The following is a 23,579-nucleotide window of genomic DNA, read 5'->3' as shown; positions in this document are numbered from 1 at the left end:
GATCCTGAAGCAAAACAACCTGTTGAAAACCTGCAGAAAGTCCCGCCTTTTTGGTTGCATTCGACTGAACCGTATCAAACGATGCCGGAATTGTAATAGCGATCGACTGAGGTTTTTCATCGGGAACAAAACTTAAAAGTTCCTTCAGGATCATTGCAGAAAATTCTACCGGAGTTTTCTCTTCATTAATGTCCGAAATCTGATACAGGTGTTCTGTACCCATTTTTCTTTTGAATGAACCAAAAACATCCGGATTTCCGGATTTCAGAAGTTCTCTTGCTTTCTCACCAATAAAAATTCTGCCTTTTCTGTAAGCCACGATCGAAGGAAGCGTATCGCTGAATCCTACAGGATTTTTGTACACGATCACTTTTCCGTCGGTAAATTTGCAGATCCCTGAGTTCGTTGTTCCGAGATCGATTCCAAAATTTATATTTCCCATGTTTTATTCCGCTATTACGATGCCTTTCTGCAACAATACCAATTCGTTTCCGTCCTTTTGAAAAATCACAGGCTTCAATACTTTCGTAATGAATGGCTTCGAGGAATTCCCTACAATATTTGCCTCAATAGAAGTATCTCTGGAATCGTAAATTTTTCCTATCGGATTATTGATCACATAGCCCATTTCTTCCAGTTCATGATTGATTCTTTCAAAATTTCTTTCAAAAATCGATAGATTCTGATCATTGGATTTTTTTTCTATTTCAAAAAGTTGGTTGATGATATTCAGCATAATTTTTTCTTATCAAAAGTTTAATTTTACTAAACTGGTTAATTAATTTTCATTTTTAAAATTCGGTCTTTCCCAGCAAAAACAACAGTATTCTGATCTACCCATTCACAAACAAAAAAACCTTTCTCCTCCGAAATTTTCTTCCATGTTTTTCCGAAATCAGAAGAATAACTGATATGTCGATCTCCAACCGAAATAATCTCTTTTCCTTTGGAATTTGGTTTAATTTTCACACAGGTTGTATATCCTGCATTTTGTCCGGAAGCCTGAATTTGCCAAGTTTCTCCGCCGTCATTGGTTGTGGCGATATTGTTGATATTGGCTTCCTGTTTTGTGTAATCTCCGCCAACCGCAATCCCGAATGTATCGTCTAAGAAATCGATAGAATAGATTCCCTGAGAAGATTCTCCCTGAATAACCGGAGTATTGAAAATTTTAAACTGATTATTCTTAAAATTTAATTTTAAAATTCTTGAAGCTTTCCCTCCTGTTGCAATCCATAAATAGTTTTTGGTGGATGAAATATTGGTATTGCTCGCCGCAAAAGCTGCTTCTCCTTCATTTAATACAACATCATTTTTAAGCATAGCCCACTTTCCGTTATCAAATTTGGCAAGTTTTAATTTGCTGTCCTTATCTGTATCACTGAAGGTATAAGCCAGTTTATCATTCACAAAATGAAGCGCATCATAAAAAGCCGTTTTCACAGTATCTCTAAAAACCACTTCATATTTCAAGCTTTTTTTATCAATCTTAAAAAATTCAGCAGGACTTTCAATATTAATGGCATAAAACGATTTTTTATCCTGTCCCAATGTTCTAAACTGTAATTTCTTTTCAGACAGCCTGATCTGTTTTTGATTTTTTGAATTCTTTAAATCAACATAACCAAACTTGGAGTCCGTTCCGCTGTACCAGACTTTGTTATCGTAGATTTCTATAGCTCTGATGCTGATTTTATCGTTTAAAATTGTTTCTGAACTTTCGATCTGTTGAGAAAAAGTAAAAATTCCGGAGAATGAAAGTAAAAATGGTAAAAGCTTTTTCATATTCACAAAAATAAAAAATCCACAGAATTCTGTGGATTTTATTTGATCTATTTATAAAATTTTAATCTAAATCAGGTTTTTGCAATGGTTCCTGTTCTGCTTTGAACGTTTCGCCATAACCCACTTTGTGAAGTTTACTGTTTCTTAAACTATAGGTAAAGTAAATAACTACACCAAGCGCTAACCAACCCATAGAAAGGTATTTTGCTTCGTGGCTTAAGTTCCAGATCAGATAAAGGTTGATGCAGATTCCTAATGTTGCGATTACAGGAAGTGCAGGAACTTTAAATGTTCTTGGCATATTCGGTTCTTTTTTTCTTAAGATCCAAACCGCTACGCAAACCATTGTAAATGCGAATAAAGTACCGAAACTCGTCATATCTGCCAGTTTACTAATTGGTGTAAATGCTGCTACGGTAGCAATGATGATTCCTAAAAGCATTAAACTTTTAGCCGGTGTTTTTCTTACCGGATGAACATCGCTGAACATTTTAGGGATAAGACCATCTTTAGACATTCCTAAGAAAATTCTGGACTGTCCCATGATCATTACCATCAATACGGAAATTAAACCTACAGTTGCTGCAATCGTGATGATGTATCCAGCCCAACCCTGTCCTGCGATTTCAAATGCATACGCTACAGGTGCTTTAATTGCATCCGGATAATTTCCATGAGGATCAAAGTCTGAATAGTGCATCATTCCTGTTAAAACAAGAGATACCAAAATATATAATCCTGTACAAACCAAAAGTGAAACAATGATCGCAAACGGAACATCTTTTTTCGGATTGATCGCTTCTCCCGCCTGTGTAGAAACGGCATCGAAACCTACATACGCAAAGAAAATTGCGGCAGCACCGGAAATAATTCCCTGAATACCGTAAGCTTCCTTTACATTTTCACCTTCGTGAACCATTTTGGCAGCAGGAATAAAAGGATCCCAGTTATCTGTATTAATGAAGAATGCTCCTGCAATAATAACGAAAAGAACCGCAGAAACCTTCATGATTACGATAAGATTATTCGCTTTTGCAGCTTCTTTAGTTCCTTTGATAAGGATAGAAATTACAAAAATTACGATAAGGAATGCCGGTAAATTCATTGAAAAACCTTCTCCTGTATAACTTGCAGGATCTGAAGTAAGGTAATCCGGAAGATGAAGACCAAACATTTTTAACAACTTATTAAAATATCCCGACCAGGAAACGGCTACTGTCATAGATCCCATCGCATACTCGAGGATGAGCCCCCAACCGATGATCCATGCAAATATTTCTCCCACAGTTCCGTACGCATAGGCATACGCTGAACCTTCAACAGGCAGGATAGATGCAAATTCTGAGTAACACAATGCTGCAAATACACAAGCAATTCCGGCAATAATGAAGGAAAGAGCCAATGCAGGTCCGGCATGATAATACGCTCCGGTTCCTGTAAGTACGAAAATTCCTCCACCAATAATAGCCCCGATTCCGATAGCTGTAAGACTCCATTTACCGAGTACTCTTTTGAGCTGACTGCTTTTCATATCATTTTCGAAAGCACTCATCGGTTTTTTGGTCCAAATTTTAGACATATTTTATTATTTATTAAAGATTTACGAAAATATAAAAAATTTAGAAACATTAACGTTTATTAATAATTTTTCCGTGTTAATTTTATATTCTGAAACTTAAAATTCTGATTTTCATAATATTTAAATCATTGCAAAGTAAGTGTTTTTTTACTTATTTTTGACCGCATGAATGTATACGATCTTTTCTTAAAACCCTATGAAAACTACTCTGCCACACAGATTCTGCTGGAATCTTCCGCTACGGTATTCGGAATTTTAAGTGTTTATTTTTCCATTAAAAAAAATATCTGGGTTTATCCTACAGGAATTGTTTCAACTTTAATTTATGTGTATATTCTGTTCAATTTTGGTCTGCTTGGAGACTGTATGATTAATGTTTATTACACCGTAATGAGCATTTACGGATGGATTCTTTGGGGAAAAAGCTCGCAGGATCATGTTCATGTGGAAGTAAGCTGGGCATCTAAAAAAGAATGGCTGTACGGAATTTTACTTTTTGTATTAAGTTTGGTTCTGGTAACTGTAGTATATTATTTCAAACCTTATATTGATAATCATTTTTCTATGAAGGGTGTAGATTTAGGTCTGTATCATTTAGACTGGGGAAACTGGCTGGATGTCATTACAACTTCTATTTTTCTTGTGGGGATGTGGTTTATGGCGAAAAGACGCATAGAGAACTGGATTTTCTGGATCATCGGAGATTTTATCTGCATTCCGATGATGATTTATAAGGAACTTGGAATCACTTCGGTTCAATATTTGGTATTTACTATTATGGCGATCCAGGGATACGCCAGTTGGAAAAAAAGTTATAAAGAAAAAAAGTACAATTAAAAACATGAAAAATTTATTTAAAATTGCGTTTAGCTTAATTACAATGGCAAGTTTAACCTCTTGTGCGATATATTCGGATCCATATGCCAACAATTATGGAGATCCTTATTATGATAACGGATATTACTATGCGCCTCAGGGATATTACGGAAACGGCGGATATTGGGGAAATGACGGATATTATTACAGAAACGACTACACGTATTATTATGATAACGGGATGCCGTATTATTACCAGAACTATAATAATTCCAGAAGAAAAGTTTATGTTGAGAGAAGATCCGGATCAAACGGAACAACTTCGGCAAGACCTAATAACGGTTTCAGAGGCGGTGTAAATGACGGAACTTCAAACGGAAGCTTCAGACCAAACAACGGGCAAAACACGAATCAGAGACCGAATAACGGATTCAGAAATCAACAACAGAATACGGTAACGCCACAGCCTCAGAATAACGGCGGATTCAGAAATAATTCCGGTAACAGTAATTCAAACAGCGGGTTCAGAAATAACTCCGGAAGCAATATGAATTCAAACAGCGGAGGATTCAGAAACAGTTCGGGAACTTCTACTCCTCAACCGCAGCAAACTTCTCCTCAGCCAACGAGAAGCGGAGGCGGATTCAGATAAAACCATTATAAATAAGGAAACGGACAGCTAACACTGTTCGTTTTCGTTTTAATTATAGTAATTTTGCAGTTTCAATTTTTAAAACAAACATTCTATTAAAAAATATGGAATTTTATAAATATCAGGGTACAGGAAACGATTTTGTAATGATAGACAACCGTTCCGGAGAATGGGATGATCTTTCCATTGAAAATATTCAGAAGCTTTGTGACCGCCGTTTCGGGATCGGAGCAGACGGACTTATTAAAATAAACACCGCGAAAGGCTATGATTTTGAAGTGGATTATTATAACTCGGACGGTTCTAAGAGCTTTTGCGGAAACGGAGCGAGATGTTCCGTAGCGTTTGCTTTTTTCCTTGATATTTTTGAAGGCAACTGCAAATTTACCGCTATCGATGGGGAACATATTGCCGAAATCCACAACGGAATCGTAAAGTTAAAAATGAGCGATGTTACTACCATTTCCAATGACGGAGAGGACACGGTAATGGATACGGGTTCGCCACATTACGTGAAATATGTGGAAGATATCGTTAACTACAACGTTTTTGCAGAAGGAAACGGTATCAGAAATTCTGAAAATTATAAGGAAAAAGGCATCAACGTTAATTTTATGGAAAAAATTTCTGATGATGAGATTTTCGTAAGAACTTATGAACGAGGCGTTGAGGATGAAACCTACAGTTGCGGAACGGGAGTTACGGCTTCGGCTTTAACTTTTCTTCAAAATAACAATCTAATCTCTGTAAAAGTTAAAACTTTGGGCGGAAATCTGAAAGTATATGCTGAAAAAAACGGAGACACTTTTCAGAACATCTGGCTCGAAGGTCCTGCAAAGCAGGTTTTTAGAGGTAAAATAGACCTTATTTAAAAAAGTAAAACTTTTAATCACCATTTAAATGAAGAAAGCTATTCTTATCATCATCCTGCTTGTTTTTGTAGTAGGCGGATTTTTTGGATTTAAATTTTATAAAAAATATTACGGCAACAACATCAAAAAGGATGGATATGTTTTGATTCCTCATCAGGCAAATTTTAAACAAATCCTTGATTCTGCGGCAAAATACGTCGATAATAAAGAAGCTTTTGAAGCCGTTGCGAAAGAAAAGGATCTTGAAAAATATTTCAAACCGGGACGCTATCATTTCCAGAAAGGTTTAGGGAACGCGAATTTGGTTAATATGATTAAAGCCGGAAATCAGAGTGAAAACAGCTTCAGAATTGGTGATTTTGGGGATGTTTATCAGATGATCGGTAAAGTAACAAAAAAAACAGAACTGGATTCTTTAAAATTCGTGAATGAATTCAATTCAATTGCTGCCGAAAAAGGATATAACAATGCGGAAGATTTAAAAAAGTATTTCTTTATTGATACGTACAATTTTTTCTGGACGGTAACTCCGAAAGAATTTTTCAAAAAATTTGATGATCAGTACAATGAATTCTGGAACAGTGAAAGAAAATCTAAAGAACAGCAATCCGGTTTAACGAGAGATCAGATTTATGCTCTGGCTTCTATTGTGTATAAGGAATCGGGAGGAAAAAAGGACGAACAGAAAACGATTGCAGGATTATATCTTAACCGATATAAAAAAGGGATGAAGCTTCAGTCTGATCCCACAGTAATTTATGCAATCAATAAGCAGACAAATTTTAAGGAGCAGATCAAAAGGGTTTTTTATAAGCATCTTTCTACTCCGTCGCCATACAACACGTATGCTAATAAAGGAATTCCTCCGGGACCTATTTGCGTAGTAGATAAAAATTCTGTGGATGCCGTGCTGAATGCAGAAAAGAACGATTATATTTTTATGTGTGCCGATCCTGCAAGATTCGGATACCACAAATTTACAGCAAGTGCAGAGCAACACGCTATTAATGCTAAAGCTTATCAGGACTGGCTGAATTCAAAAAATATAAAGTAATAATCATATTAACTTTTTTTTAACAATTCTATAACTAACATTTGGCTTTTTAGTCCGACATATACCTTACAAATAATAAATTAAACTTAATATTCTGAAATTTAAACAGATTAACAATTTCATAATATTAGGCAAAATCTTTTACGATTTTACACAAAAAATACCTTATGAATCAGACGGAAATCATTAACATTTTTACAAAGAAAACCTTAGGGCTTACTTTTGTACTTTCGGCAGCAGCATTGGCTTTTGCACAGGAGAAGGTCGGTATTTCCGGGTCGGTTGTCAGCAAGAATAACCAGCCCGTTCCTTACGCTTCTGTTACCTTCAGTAACAAGGCAAACAAACAGTTTAGTGATGCTACGCTTACCGACGAAAAAGGTCAGTACAAGCTTGATCTTGCTCCGGGAGCTTATGATATTACTATTGAAGCAATCGATTACCAGAAAAGTGTAGTTAACAAACAAATTACTGCGGCAGGAAACATTGGTGCTTTATCAATCGACCCTGAAAAGAGTGCTACCAATCTGAAAACGGGAGACATCCAGGGAGTTGTGATCACAGCTCAGGCTACGAAACCTTACAAAGTGGAACTGGATAAAAGAACATATGATCCGTCTCAGGATATTGTAAGTAAAGGGGGTAATTTGCAGGATGTCCTGCAGAATGTTCCTTCTGTAGAAGTTGATACAGACGGAACTGTTTCCATGAGAGGTAGTTCAAATGTAAAATTCCTTATCAATGGGAAACCTTCTGCTCTTCTTGGTATTTCCGAGGGAAGTAATGCACTTCAAAGTATTCCTGCAGATCAGATCGAAAGAATCGAGGTTATTACAAATCCTTCTTCTAAATTCGAAGCAAGCGGAACTTCAGGTATCTTGAATATTATTTTAAAGAAAAGTAAAAAAGTAGGCTTCAATGGTAGTGTTGTAGGGACTTTAGGTTATCAGCCGAGAACAATGCTAAATACTAACCTGAGCTGGAGAAAAAATAAATGGACATGGTTTTTAAATGGCGGAGGCGGATACAGTGAATCTACCACGACCAACAGAAACAGCAACTTTAACTATGATAGAAATGAAACTTTTCAGCTTTTAAGATCTGATCAGGAGACAAAAAATAAAAATTATTCTAAAAATTATAATGCAACAGCCGGTTTTGTATATGATATTGATGATAAAAACTCTGTAAATCTATCCGGAACCATAAGAACATTTGATAATGAAACCGATGGTCGGATTAATTATAATTACCTTTATAATTTTTCAGCATTCCCAAATCCTTATACTTTAAGAACAAGCAACGGAATCAATACCAATTTAGCATTTCAGGGAGATGCAGGATGGGATCATAAATTTAATGATAAAGGTCATAATTTATCTGTGTCTTTAAGTCTTCAAAGCAATAAGAGTGATAATTCAACAGATATTTATCAGGAATCAAATTACTTACTTCAAAGAAATGCTTTGGGAAGTATTGTAAATATCCTTCCACAAATGAACTATACATTGAGTAATAATGCTCAATATTCGCTTACAAAATCTTTAATAGGAAAGGCTGACTATGAACTTCCTATTGGTGAAAATTCTAAATTTGAAGCAGGGTATAGAATTGATAGAAATACTAATTTTTATGATAATACTGCTAATGAAGCAGATGGTTTAAATGTTCCGTTTTACTCTTTAAACAAATTCACAAATGTTACAAATTATGATGAATTATTTAATGCTTTCTATGCACAGTTCCGTAGCAAAATTGGCAAGTTCGGATATCAGTTAGGACTTAGAGATGAGCTTTCGAATGTAAAAGTAGATTACAGAAATCTTGAAGGAACGACAATAAACAACAATAAAAATTATAATAATCTATTTCCTAGTGTATATTTAAGTTATGACTTAGGAAAGGACAATCAGTTTTTACTGAATTATTCAAGAAGAATTGACAGACCTCGTTCTTGGTTCTTAATTCCATATTTTTCGATTACCGATAATCAAAACTTATTTTTAGGAAATGTAGATCTCAACCCTTCTTATGTAGATTCTTTCGAATTTGGTTATAGTATTTCTAAAAAGAAGTATACTTTAAATCCAACCCTATTTTTTAGAAGAACTACAGATGACAGTAAAGTTGTCGCTTATCAGGAAGATGAACGTACTAATATTTATTATACTACCCCGATTAATTTAGGTACTAACGACCAGTATGGTTTAGATTTTAACGGTACTGCTGATGTATTTCCTTGGCTTAAATTAATGGGAAGTTTTAGTGTATTTGGATATAAAACTACTGGAGAATACTCTTATAAGACAATTGATGTTAAAGGTAATAATGTTATAAGAACTCAGTCTTATGCAGGTGACGGTATGTCTACAAGAGCTAGATTGAATGCTACATTTAAAGTAGATAAAACATTCAGTTTTCAGTTACAGGGGTTCTATAGAGGACCTCAAAATACTGCAAGTCAGGATAGAAAAGCAATGTATGCTTTAAATCTTGGAGCATCAAAAACAATCTGGAATGGAGACGGAACTATTGCTTTCAACTTACAGGATATTTTCAATACACGTTCTATGAGAAGTGTGAATTATCTTGCAACAGGAGTAAGAGAATCTTATATGCAGTGGCAACCGAGACAGTTTTCAATTTCTTTAACTTACAGATTCAAACAAGGAGAAAAAGTAGAGCAGCCGAAACGTAAAAAAGACATCAACTCCAATGCAACCGGAGACGATCAGCAAGGAGGACCAATGTAATCCGCCTTTCATACAAACAAAAAATCCCGAAATTGAATTCGGGATTTTTTTATTTTGCAGCTTCTGCTTTTTCCAGTTTCTGAAGTTCGGCTTCGTAAATTCTTTTTCTTAAATCGCTGGAAGAAAACCTGTGATCTCTTTTATTGTAAAAAATCTCAATTCCTTTTTCTTCACAGTATTTTTTACCGGTGAAATCTCTGTCAAGATAATCGTCCCCGATAATTCTCACATCAATTACAAAAGATTTTAAAATATCCAGAAGATCTTCCTCTGTGTAATATGGAATAATCTCATCAACAGCATTTACTGCTTTTAACTGAATATATCTTTCTACGATGGTCTGAGTCGGTTTATTTTTAGTTGGACGATCATGAGAGGGATCAATCTGCAAACCTACGATAAGGTAGTCACATACGGTTTTTGCTTCTTCAAGCATTTTAATATGCCCTGCGTGAAGCAGGTCGAATGACGAAAACGTGATGCCTATTCTTTGTGTTTTCATATAAATATCTTCTTTTTTGTACAAATTGTTAAGTGTTTCTTGTTTCTAAATATTTCTGCCACTGCCAAACTGTCCGTAGTGCCTCTTCCAAAGACGTTTCAGACTTCCAGTTAAGCTCTTTTTGGGCTTTATCTACGTTTGCATAAGCAATTGTAATATCTCCTTCTCTTCTGTCGCAGATCCGGTAAGGAACTTTCACGTCATTTGCTGTTTCGAAAGCTTTTACTACTTCCAGAACCGATGAACCTTTTCCTGTTCCTAAATTAAAAATATCAATAACTGCATGATCAGAATCGTCTGCCATTAATTTTTTCAATGCTGCAACATGGGCTTTAGCCAAATCTACAATATAAATATAATCACGGACAGCCGTTCCGTCTTCGGTAGGGTAATCATTTCCCCAAACATTTAGTTTTTCACGGATTCCTGCCGCAGTTTGCATCACGAAAGGTACTAAATTATTCGGAACTCCAATAGGTAACTCCCCTATTTTTGCTGAAGGATGTGCTCCGATCGGATTGAAATATCTTAATAAAGAAATTTTGCGGTGATATGCTTTTGCAAAGTCAATCAGGATCTCCTCTCCCATCTGCTTTGTCTTTCCGTAAACGCTTTCAGGCATTTTTAACGGAGTATTTTCGTGGATCGGCATTTCATCAGCCTGTCCGTAAACCGTGCAGGAAGAGCTGAAAATAAAGTTTGAAATTCCTCTTTCTTTAAATTCCTGTAAGATATTGATTAATGAAAACAAATTGTTCTCATAATAATCAACAGGTTTTACCTGACTTTCGCCCACCGCTTTGAATGCCGCAAAGTTGATACATCCGTCAATTTCATGAGCATCAAAAACCTGCGTTAAAAGTTCTTTTCTTTTTAGATCGAAAGGATAAAAAACAGGTTTTTTTTCTGTAATTTCCTCAATATTTTTTAATATAAATCTCTCGGAATGCGATAGATCATCCACAATAACAACCTCAAAATTGTTATTCAGAAGCTCAACAACTGTATGCGAGCCGATATATCCTAAACCTCCTGTTACGAGTATTGCCATTTTTTTATTGTTTCTTTTTTAATCGTTATGTGTTCCTATGTTATCTATTTCTAAAAACTCTATTTCTTTATATTTAAAAAAGTTAGTTAAAAAAATAAAAACTAAGGTAACAGAAATTGTAATCATTAATTTCAAATTATCATCACTTCTGAAATCATCATTTATTAATAATTTTATATAGCCCACAAGAAAAAATAGTAAAATTAAAAATAGGTTTACATTTAAACAGTATATACTCTTTTTAATTCTAAATATAATAGTAATAAGACATAAAACTGCAGTAATAAATATCATCAAAGCGAAAATAAAAATAAAATTTTCAATTGAAAATATATTTACAGAGCTAAATTCTATAAATGAATCATAACTCCCATAACCAAATAACATTGTTACAAATAGTTCAAATATGAATATTGATATTCCTACAAACTTATATTTAAATATTTTTGGTCTCATATTATTTAATCTTTATTTTCTCCTATGTTTTCGATCTCACATTTGCTTCTCTTGTGTCGAAAAATATTAACCAACATTCCAGACAAAAACAAAAAAAATATAAAATAAACAAACTGAGAATAAATTTCTTTAAAATCAATAAAGTATCTTAAAAGATGAACAAAAATTATTAAGAGTACAGCAGTATTGAAACTGATGAAAAATTTATTTGATTCCTTAAAAATACATACAAAACTTATTAATAAAGTTGAAAAGATCCCAAATATTAATGTGTAAAATAAATACTTTAAACCAGCATAATTTTCACTAATAATAAAATTATCACTTATAATCAATAGAGTAAAATAGCCAAAATACATTAGCCAAAAAAAACAAAAAATTATAGCATAAAAATAAGCAAACTTATTTTTTAATATTCTTTCGTCGTGAAGCATAGTCTACCCCATAAACTCCAACACCGCATCCGTAATATACTTCAGCTGCTCATCATCCAGTTCCGTATGCATTGGAAGAGAAATTACCTGATCCAATAATTTATCCGTATTCACAAAATCGGCGTCGTTACTTTCCTGAAAATATGCTTTTTGCTTTCTTAAAGCCACCGGATAATAGATCATTGCCGGAATTTCCTTTTCAGCTAAAAATTTTTGCAAATCATTACGCTTTCCGTTCAGAATTCTTAAAGTGTACTGGTGGAAAACATGAGTAGAATATTCTGCTCTTTTTGGTGTTAAAATATGTTCATGTCCGGCAAAAGCTTCATCATAATAATCTGCTGCTCTTCCTCTCGCTTCGTTATAGTTATCCAGATGCGGAAGTTTTTTTCTCAAAATAGCAGCCTGAACACTGTCTAATCTTGAATTTACACCTACCTCATCATGATAATATCTTTGGTACATTCCGTGATTTACAATTCCTCTTAAACGGTGCGCCAGATCATCATTATTCGTGAAAATTGCTCCACCGTCTCCGTAACATCCTAAATTTTTAGATGGAAAGAAAGAAGTCGTTCCAACCGTAGACATCGTTCCTGCTTTTTTTACAGTTCCGTCCGAAAAAGTGAATTCGGAACCGATTGCCTGTGCATTGTCTTCAATTACATATAAATTATGCTCTTCAGCAATCTTTAGAATTTCTTCCATATTCGCGCACTGTCCGAAAATATGTACGGGAATAATCGCTTTTGTTTTCGGAGTAATGGCTTTTTTAATCGCCTCCGTTGAAATGGTGAAAGTATCATAATCTACATCTACCAAAACCGATATAAGTTTAAGCAAATGAATAACTTCTACGGTTGCCGCAAAAGTAAAATCTGCTGTGATGATCTCATCACCTTCCTTCAGATCAAGCCCCATTAAAGCAATCTGAAGTGCATCAGTTCCGTTTGCACAGGGAATAACATGTTTTACGTCCAGATAGGACTCTAATTCATTCTGGAAAGACTTTACTTCAGGACCATTGATAAAAGCCGCTGAATCCATTACATTTAAAACGGCATTATCCACATCATTTTTTATCTTGTAATACTGACTTTGTAAGTCAACCATTTGAATCTTTTTCATAAATAAATATTTCTGTAAAAATAAGGAATTTAAAATCCCTTCAAAAATTTTATTGATTTTGTTTTATCTTTATACAAAATAAATACATGAAAAAAACTTTACTTTTTTGTCTTTTAGCGGGTTACTCTGCCGGTTTTGCCCAGACGTCGCTTGTTTTTGTATTTTTTAAAGACAAACCGAACAAGGCTGCATTCTATGCAAATCCGTTATCGGAATTATCTCAAAAATCCCTTAACAGACGTATTTCGTTAGGAATTACGCTGAATGATCAGGATGCTCCGATAGAACCGACTTACGTTACCAATATTCAGAATTTAGGATTCACCGTAACCGATTATTCAAAATGGCTGAATGGTGTCGCCGTGAATGCAACACCGGCTCAGATTACCGTGCTTCAGGCGCAGAATTATGTACTGTCTGTAGAAAGTTTTGCAAGAAATTCGTCAGGAGGAACAAAAATGAGTCATCAGAATAAATGGGACAATCCAATCAACTTGGCGAATAAAAATTTAACCACTTTTGACTATGGTTCAGGCTCTGCGCAGATCGACCAGATCAATCTCCGTCCGCTTCATTTGGCAGGTTACACAGGAACAGGAGTTACCATTGCTGTGATTGATGCTGGATTCCCTTATGTAAATACAGGTTCTGCCTATTCAAGATTGTGGACCAACGGACACATCAAAGGCGGTTATGATTTTGTGGCCAAAGGCTCAGACATTTACAATACTTCGCTTAATAACCACGGTTCTGCTGTTCTGGGAGCAATTGGAGGTTACATCCAGGATACTTTTGTAGGTTCCGCACCGGATGCGGATTTTTATCTGTACCGAAGTGAAAATGCAGCAATCGAAATTCCCGAAGAAGAACTGTACTGGATCGAAGCCGCCGAAGAAGCCGACCGAAAAGGAGTTGATATGATAACAACTTCTCTGGGCTATGCTACTTTTGATGACCCGAAATACAACTACACTTATTCCAATATGAACGGAACCACTTCCTTTATCGCAAGAGGTGCAGAAATTGCCGTCAACAAAGGAATTTTAACGCTATTCGCGGCAGGAAATTCAGGAGCTCAGACGTGGCATTACATTTTAACTCCGGCAGATAATGCAAAAGTCTTTACTATCGGAGCCGTAGATTTTTCCGGAGCTTCTTCCACCTACTCATCTTTCGGTCCGAATTCTGCGGGTGTTATAAAACCCGATGCGAGTGCAAGAGGGACTGCGGCAACAAGTGTTATAAATAATAATTCAACCATTTCAGTTAACGGAACATCCATTGCCACTCCCATTGCTGCGGGAGGAGTCGCCTGTCTTATTCAGGCTTTTCCTACCATGAACAGAGATTTAATGAGGGATAAATTAAGACAGAATGCTTCTCTCTATCCGAATCATACCGATCAGATGGGATTTGGAATTTTAAATTTCGGAGGTCTTTACAATAACGTTTTAAGCACTTCGGAACTGGTAAAGAAAAACAATATTGCCATTTTCCCGAATCCTGTTAAAAATATTCTGAATGTGGCTTCGGAAAGTGATGTTTTATCCTTGGAAGTTTATGATAACTTAGGAAGATTCATTACAAAAACCAATAATCAAAAATCTGTAAAAGTCGAAGATTTTGCAAAAGGTGTTTATTACCTGAAAATTCAGACGAAGGATAAAATATACTACGAAAAATTCATAAAAGAATAAACTGAAAAACCTCTCGCATTGAGAGGTTTTCTTATTATTCCCGAAGGCTGAGCGAAGCCGAAGACTGATGTCTAATTAATTGCAAATCATCATTCAGCAAACATCTAAGCAAAATGTTTAGATTTTTCATTCCGTTTCACTGCATTCAGAATGACACACGGATTATTTATCATTAAGCCGAGTTCCTGCTCGCATTAATATTTCCGAATAAAGAACGCGTCACCAGTTTTCCGTAAGCTTCCAGATCGCCTTCCCCTTTCTGAATTTTCATTAATGCATATTGCTGAATGCTCAACAGAGGCAAAACAATTCTTTCGCGGATTTTCACCGATTTTCTGGAAAGCGGATCTTCTTCCTGAAGCATTTTAAAGCCTGTTAATTCCAGCATGATATTTTTGGAAAGATTGTATTCATCAAACAGAACATTCCAGAATGCGCCGAATTTCGGGTTGTTTTTAATGTAATACGTCAAAGGAAAATAGGTTTTATTCATACTCATCATCGAGTTTAAAACCAAAGTCTTAAAGAAATCCGAACCTTTGTATAATTCTCTTACCTCATCAAATCGTCCCTGTTCTTTCAACTGCTGCATTGCAAAACCAAATCCGAAGAATCCCGGAACATTCTGCTTCAACTGCGACCATGATCCTACAAACGGAATGGCTCTTAAATCCTCAAATTTCAGCTCACTTCCGCCTCCTCTTTTCGACGGACGGCTTCCGATATTTGTTTTTCCGTAATATTCGAGCGTACTCATTTCCTGCAAATAAGGAACAAACATAGGATGCGCTTTCAGATCTGAATATTTTTTATAACTGATTTCAGCCAGTTCGATAATTAACGCCCTTTCTTTCTCTGTAAGTTCTTTTTTCGCATTTTTGAAAACATCATTCTCCACACCGGCTGTTAAAAGCTGTTCAAAATTATATTTTGCCTGTTCTTTATTTCCGAAAATACTCGTAATCGTCTGTCCCTGAATCGTTAATTCAATTTTATTATTGGCAATGGTTTTTCCCTGTGAAGCATAGAAATCGTGGGTTTTTCCGCCTCCTCTTGCGGGAGGACCGCCTCGCCCGTCGAAGAACACGACTTTAATTCCGTTTTGCTCGGAAAGTTTCGTTAACACTTCTTTGGCTTTATAAATTTCCCAGTTCGCTTTCAGGTAACCGCCATCTTTCGTTCCGTCCGAGAAACCTAACATAATGGTCTGCTGATTTCCTCTTTTTTCCAGATGCTTTTTATAAACAGGATTTTGGTACAATTTGTTCATTACATTTTCTGCATTGGCAAGACCTTCCATTGTTTCGAAAAGCGGAACGATATCCATATTGATTTCGTCTTCCTGATAACCGCAGACTTTGAAAAACGCATACACATTCATCACATCTTTTACCGCATCGGAATTGGAAATAATATAACGGTTCATTCCTCTCAATCCGTTCAGTTGCTGGATTTCTGAAATTTGGGAAACCGTAAGCAAAGTATCTTTTACAATATCTTCAAAATCATCAGGATTTACTTTTTCAGTAATCTGAATTAACTTATTGAATTTTTCTTCCTGCGTCGCATCACTGGCTCCGAATACTTTAGCAAAAACCTCATCAATCACTTTCTGATGGATTCTGCTGTCCTGTCGAACGTCCAGAGTCGCAAAATGTGTCCCGAAAATTTTGACACGGTCTTTAAAATTCACCAACTGATCAAGGAACAATGAATTGTGCTGCTCCACGAGGATTTTTTGGGCTTCTTCCAGTCTTTTGATAATATCATCTGCCGTAATTTTTTCATTTCTGAAAATCGCGGAATACAGTTCGTTGCTCAGTTTTGTTAAAACCTCCGAAACACCTCTGAAACTCAATCTTCTTCGAACCGATTTCAGGTTGTTGTAATAGGCTTTTAAAATTGCAGTATGCAGTTCTTCCGCCACTCTTTTCGTGACTTCTGCTGTTACAAAAGGATTTCCGTCACGGTCTCCTCCGGGCCAGAAACCAAGCTGGATCAGATCTTCATGCAAATGAAAATGGTCGTTTTCGAATGTCGTTTTTATTTTCGTGAAAAGTTCTCCGATGGTATCGTAATATACGTATCTCAGATAATAAATGATGCTCAACGCTTCATCAATTGGAGTCGGTTTTTCTTTATTGACAAACGGTGTTTTTCCCAACTGCTGCAAAAGCATATCGATATTCGTGATAGAATCGGTTGTAATGGCATTTCTGAGATCGTGAAGAATTCTCTGTACAGAATTTGGGTAAAACTGTGTCGGGTGCGCCGTAAACACAATTTTAATGGCAAAATCTTTCAGTTTTTCACGCACTTTTTCCAATTTATGATCCTGAAGCGAACGTTCGTACATATTGGTTACCGTTCCGTTATCACTTTCGGAATGCAGGTTCGGAAATGCAGCATCTTCAATACTATCAAACAAAACCACCTGTCTTTCAATATATTGGATAATTTTGAAAAGCAGTTCTGTTTTCTGTTCTTCAGTCTGCAAATCGGTATGATTTTTAAAGAATTCTTCAACGATTTCTTCAGGCGTTTTTCCTGCTTCGTAGCCGATTTTGCTTTCTTCACAAAGAAATGGAAGCAGCATCCCGATATTCGTCATTTTATCATAAGGCAGGCTCATAAACAATGAATTGTAGATCTGGAACTTATTTTCCACGATCTGCCTGAATTTTTCTGCGCGTTGGTCGTGTATCATATAACAAATGTAGGGGATTTTGAGTGGAATTCAAATGGGATTTTATTTAATTTTTATAAATATCCTTTATAAAATAAAGGAGGTTTAGGTTTAAAATGTATCTTCGCAAGAGTTAAAAAAAACACATGATAAAACAAAAATTTGGAACTGCATTATTCTCAATTTTAACAATTATTTGTTTAATAGTTGCTATCTTTTTCTTTAAAAAGGATCTGTTTTTCTCATTTATTCCTTTTCTTGGTTCTCTGATATGTGCAATATGTGCTGTTTCGGAAAATAATTATCATAAAAATAGAAATGTTTTTATTGATGATAATAGTCTTCCTAGTGAAATCCATATTAATTATTCAAAACTATCTTTGGCAATTGGTGTCATTGGATATTTGGTATTTATTACTCTCGGAATATATTTTATTAAACTTGCAGGGTTAGACTACACAAAATATAAAAGAGGTGATTATTTTATGATTGGTATGAGCGCCTTTTTAATTATTAGCTATAGTATCAAAATTATAAAAGTAATTAAAAAATACTCGGCGAAAAATATTTTAATAATTAGCAATAATGGAATTCAACTAAATCATGAATACATGATATGGAGTAATATCAAAAATGAAAAAACACTTATTAAACAAGAAGTTACAGAATATTCGAAGTATGAAACTGAAGTGAAATATCTTTCCCTTTATCATAAAAATAAGAAAATTGAATTTAAAATAGATAATTTAGATACTGCTGATTATTTTATTGAGCAATATTTGAAACTTTATAAAAATCGCTTTCTAAAACAAAATTTTGGAAGTAGTTTCAAGAAAATGCCTGAAAAAGACTTTTCAGTTTTTGAGAGTATTCCAAAAATTGATGATCTATTTTCTCTTGATGAAAAAGAACTTCAGAAAAATCTTGATAACATTGGAGTTTTAGCCAAAAATAATCCAGATGAATTGAAGTCTTATTGCGAAAGCATTACAAATTTTGAGGAAACCAATCTGGATTCTATTTATTATGCATTATCTGAAAACGCTGAAGACTGGAAAGACTTTCTTGATAGTGAATTTATAAGACTTTTTGAAATTGCTAAAAAAGATCCTTTTTCTAATAACATCTTTGATATTTTAGATGAAATATTATATGAGCTTGAACCATCTCAGTATTCACGAAAAATAATCGATTATTTGTATAAAGAACTTAGTAACACAAATGATAAAATCAGGCTGAAAGCACTTAATCTAATAAATGCATGGCTGGAAGAAGAAAATATCAGTAGAAGTAATATGATTATTCAAAAAATCTTAATGATGACCAAAGATAACAACTGGAAAATCAGATGGTGCGCTCATGATATTCTTTCCTCATATAATATTTTTAGTGATGATGAAATTGCGATTCCTCTTGCCGATAAGTTGAAAGCAAAAATAAACAATCCGTATGAAATTGATTCAGAATAAACTTCTAAAATAAATTAAACTGTTCACTCTGTAATAAATTTGTAATTTTACATTTCACACCAATCTGAATCCCATGAAAAAAATACTCCTATTCTTACTTCCCCTTCTTCTTTTCTCCGCCTGCGGCGAAGACTGCTACAATGCGCCACAGCCGATTGCTTTTAAATTTGTGGATTCCAATGATGTGAATCTGATTACAGACGGAACGCTTACCAATTATTCGGTCAAGGAGGAAAACCAAACCAATATTCAGCTTACAAAAACCAATGATGATATGGTTATTCTGGAAAATGTGGGTGCTTACAACGGAACGAAAAATTATACCTTTACTTCCAATATTAAAAATTTCACTTTTACGATCCAGTCGTCGGAATTTAAAGGCGGCTGTAATGGTTTTCAGATCAATAAACTCACGTTTACTGGCATCGGAATTGATGTGAAAGATGAGAACGGCTACTACAAAATTATTTTCCAGTAAATTTCTGTTCGCTACATTTGCAAAAACAAAAGAATGAAAGTATTATTTCCGGTTTTACTGCTTTGCTCAGGTTGGATATTCAGCCAGAAAACCGTTCCTGCAGACTTTAAAAAAATTCCGGAAATCCTTGATAATACAGAACTGCTCTACCCTTTTATCGTTCCGGATAAAAAATACGAATACTGGAGTGTTCTCAGAAACAATCCCGATCCTGATAAAGCCATTATTTACGAAAGCCAGATGCCGGATTTGATGACGTTGAATGATCCTGCACCCGAAAAAGGATTTTTTCAGAAATGTCTCGGCGAAAATTGCTTTTCCTATATTTTAGCCTGTGAAAAAAGCCGTTCGAAATACTTTTCAAACGAACAGCAGCTAAGAGATTTTATCGGATTTGTAGACAATCTTCCGGAAGCTATTTTAATTGCGAATACTTTCGGATATTCGGTTGACAGTTCCAATCAACTAGGGAGTGCATATAAAATTGAAGATCAGCACATTTTACTGTATCTTTCAAAATCTAAAAACAATTCTGAAACTAAGGAATCTTTTTTCATTAAAATCAATAGAAAAACAGGAAAATTGGAGGTAAAAAGTAATGGAGCTTATTAAAGCTTTTTTTTGTTTTTTTGTCATTCTGAATGGAATTTTGCGAAGCAATATGCAATGAAGAATCTCTTAGTCTGAAGTAATTTTAGATTTTTCGGCTCCACTTCGTTTCGCTCAAAATGACAGTGTTGTAGATTGAATGAAAGAGTTTTTTAAACGCATCAATAACATAAGATTTTAAAACAATTTCTAAGCTTTATATCAGAACACATTAGTTTTTGAAAATCTTTGATTTTCTTCTTATGTGATCTTTTAAATGATTATTCAACAAAATTCAATAGTTTTAATAAAAAGGAATCATTAAAATTTTAAAACTTTATTAACTTAGTTTTTGTGTGGTATTGCGTAATTTTGAATTCAAATAAATTTAAGAACAATGCTTAATTTCGAACTAAAAAATCCAACCAAAATACTTTTCGGAAAAGGTGAAATTGCAAAAGTTTCAAAAGAAATTCCCGCAGATGCCAAAGTTTTAATGATTTACGGAGGCGGAAGCATCAAAAACAACGGTGTTTACGATCAGGTAAAAGAAGCTTTAAAACATCATGAAGTACATGAATTCGGAGGAGTTCCAGCCAATCCGGAATATGAAGTATTAATTAATGCTTTAAGTTTTATCAAAGAAAATAATATTACTTTTCTCTTGGCTGTCGGAGGCGGATCTGTAATCGACGGAACGAAGTTTCTTTCCGCTGCTGCAAATTACGATGGAGAACCGTGGGAAATTCTTACGAAACCTGTAAGAACTTTTGAAGGAGAAGGAATGCCTTTCGGGACTGTTCTTACGCTTCCTGCAACCGGTTCTGAGATGAATTCGGGGTACGTGATTTCCAGAAGAGAAACCAACGAAAAATTGTCTTCGGGAGGTCCGGGATTATTCCCGCAATTCTCGGTTCTGGATCCGGAAGTGGTGAGATCTATTCCGCAAAGACAGATCGTTAACGGTTTAACGGATGCCTATACTCACGTTCTGGAACAGTATATGACGGCTCCTTCTTCTGCGGATCTTCAGGAAAGAATTGCAGAAAGTATTCTCATCAGTATACAGGAAACCGCTCCGAAAGTTCTGGCGGAGGAATTTGATTATGACGCAGCCGGAAATTTCATGTGGTGCTGTACAATGGCTCTTAACGGACTGATTCAGAAAGGTGTGATTACAGACTGGGCGGTTCACGCGATGGGACACGAACTGACGGCTTATTTCGGGATCGATCACGCAAGAACTTTAGCCATTATTGCGCCATCGCATTACCGTTATAATTTTGAAACCAAGAAAGGAAAACTGGCTCAGTATGCGGAAAGAGTCTGGGGAATTAAAGACGGAACACTGGAAGAAAAGGCAGAACTGGGAATCAAAAAGCTGGAAGAATTCTTCCACAGCCTTCATATTGATACGAAACTTTCTGATTACACAGAAGATTATAAAGGAACGGCTGAAAGAGTGGAAAAAACTTTTACAGAGAGAAACTGGCTTGGTTTGGGAGAATACAGAAAACTGACTCCTCAAGATGCTTCTAAAATTGTGGAAATGAGCTATTAAAAGCCGAAAGTTTCAGATCCGAAGAGGGAAGTTTATTGCTATGCTGTAAAAAATAAAACAGAAAGGAATAAACTTTCACCTTACAATTTTTGTTCCAATTTGCTTTTTCTGTAATCAATCGTTTAAAAAACCTTAATTTCATTAGAGATATTTCAAATTTATTTATATTTTAGCATATTCTTAAATTTGTAAAAATGAAAAAACAATTACTTTTATTTGCCTTTTCAGCGTTAGCGCTTACTTCATGTAACGATGATGATATCCAGGGTTATGAAATGGATATGATGAAAGGTGATTGGAAGATCAGTAAAAAAGAAACGATATCAGGAAAAGACGATAAATTTGTAATCGGTACTTCAACGCCTACAGGATGTTCTGTGAATGACAAACTTGAGTTCAGAACAGATTATTATACCTCTTTTACAACGTATGGAGGAACTGGTACAAACTGTAATGTTGTGGCGAAAGTAGAAGGGAAATATGAGTACAATTCTGAAACAAAAGATTTAACGGTTACTTATACCAACACGAGTCCGGTGAAATACAGAATTGTAATTCTTACGAGCTCTGAGATGAGAATAAAGCAAATGTCCGGCAACATAGACCAAAACGGAGATACGATACCGGATGCGGAATATATTACCTACAAAAGATAAAAAAAGAAAACTCTCGAAAATTTCGGGAGTTTTTTCTTGAAAAGAAAATTTTAATATTCAACTAAAATTATTAAAACAATGAAGAAGATTTTTTCGGCATTTCTGATGCTGACTTTTGCCCTGTTTTTTGCACAGGAAAAACCGATGTTCTGGCAGGACATCCAAAATTTTAAGAAACTGAATCTGGAAAATCCTCCGGCTAAAAATGCAATTCTTTTGGTAGGAAGTTCATCTTTCACAAAATGGACGGATGTCGCGAATTACTTTCCGGATAAAACCATTATCAACAGAGGTTTCGGAGGTTCAAGATTAACGGATCTGAATGATTATGCAGATGATCTTTTAAATCCTTATCAGCCCAAACAGATCATCATTTACTGTGGTGAGAATGATTTTGCTGACAACGACAAATTGAAAGCTGATGTTGTAGTGGAAAGATTTAAAGCATTCTATAAAAAAATCCGCACAAAATTCCCGAAAATTGAAGTGGACTATATTTCCATCAAATATTCTCCGAGCCGCGAAAAACTTTGGCCACAAATGAAGGAAGCCAATAAAAAGATTGCCGATTTCATGAAAAAACAACCGAATTCAGCATTTATTGACATCACAAAGGTAATGCAGGATGCAAACGGAAATGTAAGAAAAGACCTCTTTGTGGAAGATATGCTTCACATGACTCCGGAAGGCTACAGATTATGGACTTCTGTGATGAATTCTTATATGAAATAAAATGAGAGAATCTACCCGAAACCTTCCGATTTTTAAAAAAGCGCAGGAAATCTACGAAACTCTAAAAGTGATAACAGATTTATTTCCTGAGGATAATGATTATCTCCAGACACTAAAATCGCATCTTCTTGAAGACAGCATGATTATTCAGGCAAAAATATCCGGTGCGGAAGCCGTAAAACTGTATGACATTAAGATGGAAAATGCAGCGATCATAAGAAAAGCGGCAAGAAGCATTATGGTAAGCGGAAATACACTGGAAATGATGGGATTTACAGATGCAAAGTATTACACAATTATAAGAAATCTTACCGAAGAATTCAGGCTTTTATTCGTCGACTGGGTTTCAGGATTTAATCCTAAACATTTTATTGTGGACAATTGGGGATTGTTTAATCCTCCGGGAATTTCGCATGATTATGTTCAGCGGGATGACGAACTGAATTTTCTTGATGAGGATGAGGAATAAAAAATGAGCTGTTTCAGTATTGAAGCAGCTTTTTTGTTGATAAATTAATTTAAACTTATAGCTAGAATATGGGTTTATTTAAAGTATTCAAACGTCTGCAAAGAAAAAAATCTTTGATTTTTTAAACTTATGTGCTCTTTTTTTTCACTTAAGTATTAAGC

At 35.1% G+C, this 23,579-nt stretch carries 22 protein-coding genes; 13 read left to right on the top strand and 9 right to left on the bottom strand.

Annotated features, from left to right (window positions below):
- The 4 genes from WFK35_RS08185 to WFK35_RS08170 form a co-directional block, all read right to left on the bottom strand.
- The coding region (locus tag WFK35_RS08185; RefSeq protein WP_336732213.1) for an Hsp70 family protein at positions 1-442 on the bottom strand (442 nt) is incomplete at its 3' end.
- Between the two features lie 3 nt (positions 443-445).
- Positions 446-736 (bottom strand): hypothetical protein, encoded by a 291-nt coding sequence (locus tag WFK35_RS08180; protein WP_273140220.1) that lies wholly within the window; start codon positions 734-736, stop codon positions 446-448.
- Between the two features lie 38 nt (positions 737-774).
- Positions 775-1,785, bottom strand: coding sequence for a WD40/YVTN/BNR-like repeat-containing protein (locus WFK35_RS08175; RefSeq protein ID WP_336732210.1), 1,011 nt, complete (start codon positions 1,783-1,785; stop codon positions 775-777).
- Between the two features lie 61 nt (positions 1,786-1,846).
- Positions 1,847-3,364, bottom strand: coding sequence for an APC family permease (locus WFK35_RS08170; RefSeq protein WP_336732208.1), 1,518 nt, complete (start codon positions 3,362-3,364; stop codon positions 1,847-1,849).
- A 165-nt stretch (positions 3,365-3,529) separates the two neighbouring features.
- On the opposite strand from WFK35_RS08170, the gene pnuC reads away from it, so the two are divergent.
- The 5 genes from pnuC to WFK35_RS08145 all read left to right on the top strand — a co-directional run bounded on the left by pnuC (position 3,530) and on the right by WFK35_RS08145 (position 9,511).
- A complete protein-coding gene (pnuC, locus tag WFK35_RS08165; protein WP_336732206.1) occupies positions 3,530-4,201 on the top strand; it encodes a nicotinamide riboside transporter PnuC in 672 nt (223 codons plus the stop codon).
- Between the two features lie 4 nt (positions 4,202-4,205).
- Positions 4,206-4,832 carry a hypothetical protein gene (locus tag WFK35_RS08160; RefSeq protein ID WP_336732204.1) on the top strand — a complete coding sequence of 209 codons (627 nt, stop codon included), beginning with the start codon at positions 4,206-4,208 and terminating at the stop codon, positions 4,830-4,832.
- A 104-nt stretch (positions 4,833-4,936) separates the two neighbouring features.
- Positions 4,937-5,704: a diaminopimelate epimerase gene (gene dapF / locus WFK35_RS08155; RefSeq protein ID WP_336732202.1), complete on the top strand. Its 768-nt coding sequence runs from the start codon at positions 4,937-4,939 to the stop codon at positions 5,702-5,704.
- A gap of 28 nt (positions 5,705-5,732) precedes the next feature.
- The gene (mltG, locus tag WFK35_RS08150) at positions 5,733-6,758 is read left to right on the top strand and encodes an endolytic transglycosylase MltG (protein ID WP_336732200.1); all 1,026 of its coding nucleotides are present in this window, start codon (positions 5,733-5,735) and stop codon (positions 6,756-6,758) included.
- Positions 6,759-6,925: 167 nt separating this feature from the next.
- On the top strand, positions 6,926-9,511 hold the full coding sequence (locus WFK35_RS08145; protein WP_336732198.1) for a TonB-dependent receptor domain-containing protein: 2,586 nt from the start codon (positions 6,926-6,928) through the stop codon (positions 9,509-9,511).
- 49 nt (positions 9,512-9,560) lie between these two features.
- On the opposite strand, the gene WFK35_RS08140 is transcribed toward WFK35_RS08145, so the two are convergent.
- The 4 genes from WFK35_RS08140 to WFK35_RS08125 all read right to left on the bottom strand — a co-directional run bounded on the left by WFK35_RS08140 (position 9,561) and on the right by WFK35_RS08125 (position 13,082).
- On the bottom strand, positions 9,561-10,013 hold the full coding sequence (locus tag WFK35_RS08140) for an adenylyltransferase/cytidyltransferase family protein (protein WP_076393532.1): 453 nt from the start codon (positions 10,011-10,013) through the stop codon (positions 9,561-9,563).
- 28 nt (positions 10,014-10,041) lie between these two features.
- Positions 10,042-11,064, bottom strand: coding sequence for a UDP-glucose 4-epimerase GalE (gene galE, locus WFK35_RS08135; protein ID WP_336732197.1), 1,023 nt, complete (start codon positions 11,062-11,064; stop codon positions 10,042-10,044).
- An 18-nt stretch (positions 11,065-11,082) separates the two neighbouring features.
- Positions 11,083-11,520, bottom strand: coding sequence for a hypothetical protein (locus WFK35_RS08130; protein WP_336689520.1), 438 nt, complete (start codon positions 11,518-11,520; stop codon positions 11,083-11,085).
- Between the two features lie 437 nt (positions 11,521-11,957).
- Positions 11,958-13,082 (bottom strand): DegT/DnrJ/EryC1/StrS family aminotransferase, encoded by a 1,125-nt coding sequence (locus tag WFK35_RS08125; protein ID WP_336732196.1) that lies wholly within the window; start codon positions 13,080-13,082, stop codon positions 11,958-11,960.
- An 86-nt stretch (positions 13,083-13,168) separates the two neighbouring features.
- On the opposite strand from WFK35_RS08125, the gene WFK35_RS08120 reads away from it, so the two are divergent.
- Positions 13,169-14,779 (top strand): S8 family peptidase, encoded by a 1,611-nt coding sequence (locus tag WFK35_RS08120; protein ID WP_336732195.1) that lies wholly within the window; start codon positions 13,169-13,171, stop codon positions 14,777-14,779.
- A 172-nt stretch (positions 14,780-14,951) separates the two neighbouring features.
- Here WFK35_RS08120 and WFK35_RS08115 read toward each other — a convergent pair whose 3' ends face one another.
- Complete coding sequence (locus WFK35_RS08115; RefSeq protein ID WP_336732194.1) at positions 14,952-17,486, bottom strand: phosphoenolpyruvate carboxylase; 2,535 nt, start codon at positions 17,484-17,486, stop codon at positions 14,952-14,954.
- A 125-nt stretch (positions 17,487-17,611) separates the two neighbouring features.
- On the opposite strand from WFK35_RS08115, the gene WFK35_RS08110 reads away from it, so the two are divergent.
- The 7 genes from WFK35_RS08110 (at position 17,612) to WFK35_RS08080 (ending at position 23,418) form a co-directional block, all read left to right on the top strand.
- Positions 17,612-18,934: a hypothetical protein gene (locus WFK35_RS08110; protein WP_336732193.1), complete on the top strand. Its 1,323-nt coding sequence runs from the start codon at positions 17,612-17,614 to the stop codon at positions 18,932-18,934.
- A 73-nt stretch (positions 18,935-19,007) separates the two neighbouring features.
- Entirely contained in the window at positions 19,008-19,412 is a 405-nt protein-coding gene (locus WFK35_RS08105; protein WP_076393516.1) for a hypothetical protein, read from the top strand.
- Between the two features lie 33 nt (positions 19,413-19,445).
- Entirely contained in the window at positions 19,446-20,024 is a 579-nt protein-coding gene (locus WFK35_RS08100) for a hypothetical protein (RefSeq protein ID WP_336732192.1), read from the top strand.
- A 373-nt stretch (positions 20,025-20,397) separates the two neighbouring features.
- Complete coding sequence (locus WFK35_RS08095) at positions 20,398-21,561, top strand: iron-containing alcohol dehydrogenase (RefSeq protein ID WP_336732191.1); 1,164 nt, start codon at positions 20,398-20,400, stop codon at positions 21,559-21,561.
- A gap of 194 nt (positions 21,562-21,755) precedes the next feature.
- Entirely contained in the window at positions 21,756-22,217 is a 462-nt protein-coding gene (locus WFK35_RS08090) for a lipocalin family protein (RefSeq protein ID WP_214589308.1), read from the top strand.
- A 78-nt stretch (positions 22,218-22,295) separates the two neighbouring features.
- Complete coding sequence (locus tag WFK35_RS08085; RefSeq protein ID WP_336732190.1) at positions 22,296-22,949, top strand: GDSL-type esterase/lipase family protein; 654 nt, start codon at positions 22,296-22,298, stop codon at positions 22,947-22,949.
- Between the two features lies 1 nt (position 22,950).
- Positions 22,951-23,418: a hypothetical protein gene (locus tag WFK35_RS08080; protein ID WP_076393506.1), complete on the top strand. Its 468-nt coding sequence runs from the start codon at positions 22,951-22,953 to the stop codon at positions 23,416-23,418.
- Positions 23,419-23,579 lie beyond the last annotated feature (161 nt).

Source organism: Chryseobacterium sp. VD8, assembly GCF_037149975.1.
GTDB classification, from domain to species: domain Bacteria; phylum Bacteroidota; class Bacteroidia; order Flavobacteriales; family Weeksellaceae; genus Chryseobacterium; species Chryseobacterium indicum.
The sequence above is the reverse complement of the archived record's forward strand: the minus strand, read 5'-3'. Positions and strand labels throughout refer to the sequence as shown.

Bases quoted from the DNA above. Each gene is read 5' to 3' on its own strand.
- WFK35_RS08180 (WP_273140220.1), bottom strand. From the start codon at position 736: ATGCTGAATATCATCAACCAACTTTTTGAAATAGAAAAAAAATCCAAT.
- WFK35_RS08175 (WP_336732210.1), bottom strand. From the start codon at position 1,785: ATGAAAAAGCTTTTACCATTTTTACTTTCATTCTCCGGAATTTTTACT.
- WFK35_RS08170 (WP_336732208.1), bottom strand. From the start codon at position 3,364: ATGTCTAAAATTTGGACCAAAAAACCGATGAGTGCTTTCGAAAATGAT.
- pnuC (WP_336732206.1), top strand. From the start codon at position 3,530: ATGAATGTATACGATCTTTTCTTAAAACCCTATGAAAACTACTCTGCC.
- WFK35_RS08160 (WP_336732204.1), top strand. From the start codon at position 4,206: ATGAAAAATTTATTTAAAATTGCGTTTAGCTTAATTACAATGGCAAGT.
- dapF (WP_336732202.1), top strand. From the start codon at position 4,937: ATGGAATTTTATAAATATCAGGGTACAGGAAACGATTTTGTAATGATA.
- mltG (WP_336732200.1), top strand. From the start codon at position 5,733: ATGAAGAAAGCTATTCTTATCATCATCCTGCTTGTTTTTGTAGTAGGC.
- WFK35_RS08145 (WP_336732198.1), top strand. From the start codon at position 6,926: ATGAATCAGACGGAAATCATTAACATTTTTACAAAGAAAACCTTAGGG.
- WFK35_RS08140 (WP_076393532.1), bottom strand. From the start codon at position 10,013: ATGAAAACACAAAGAATAGGCATCACGTTTTCGTCATTCGACCTGCTT.
- galE (WP_336732197.1), bottom strand. From the start codon at position 11,064: ATGGCAATACTCGTAACAGGAGGTTTAGGATATATCGGCTCGCATACA.
- WFK35_RS08130 (WP_336689520.1), bottom strand. From the start codon at position 11,520: ATGAGACCAAAAATATTTAAATATAAGTTTGTAGGAATATCAATATTC.
- WFK35_RS08125 (WP_336732196.1), bottom strand. From the start codon at position 13,082: ATGAAAAAGATTCAAATGGTTGACTTACAAAGTCAGTATTACAAGATA.
- WFK35_RS08120 (WP_336732195.1), top strand. From the start codon at position 13,169: ATGAAAAAAACTTTACTTTTTTGTCTTTTAGCGGGTTACTCTGCCGGT.
- WFK35_RS08115 (WP_336732194.1), bottom strand. From the start codon at position 17,486: ATGATACACGACCAACGCGCAGAAAAATTCAGGCAGATCGTGGAAAAT.
- WFK35_RS08110 (WP_336732193.1), top strand. From the start codon at position 17,612: ATGATAAAACAAAAATTTGGAACTGCATTATTCTCAATTTTAACAATT.
- WFK35_RS08105 (WP_076393516.1), top strand. From the start codon at position 19,008: ATGAAAAAAATACTCCTATTCTTACTTCCCCTTCTTCTTTTCTCCGCC.
- WFK35_RS08100 (WP_336732192.1), top strand. From the start codon at position 19,446: ATGAAAGTATTATTTCCGGTTTTACTGCTTTGCTCAGGTTGGATATTC.
- WFK35_RS08095 (WP_336732191.1), top strand. From the start codon at position 20,398: ATGCTTAATTTCGAACTAAAAAATCCAACCAAAATACTTTTCGGAAAA.
- WFK35_RS08090 (WP_214589308.1), top strand. From the start codon at position 21,756: ATGAAAAAACAATTACTTTTATTTGCCTTTTCAGCGTTAGCGCTTACT.
- WFK35_RS08085 (WP_336732190.1), top strand. From the start codon at position 22,296: ATGAAGAAGATTTTTTCGGCATTTCTGATGCTGACTTTTGCCCTGTTT.
- WFK35_RS08080 (WP_076393506.1), top strand. From the start codon at position 22,951: ATGAGAGAATCTACCCGAAACCTTCCGATTTTTAAAAAAGCGCAGGAA.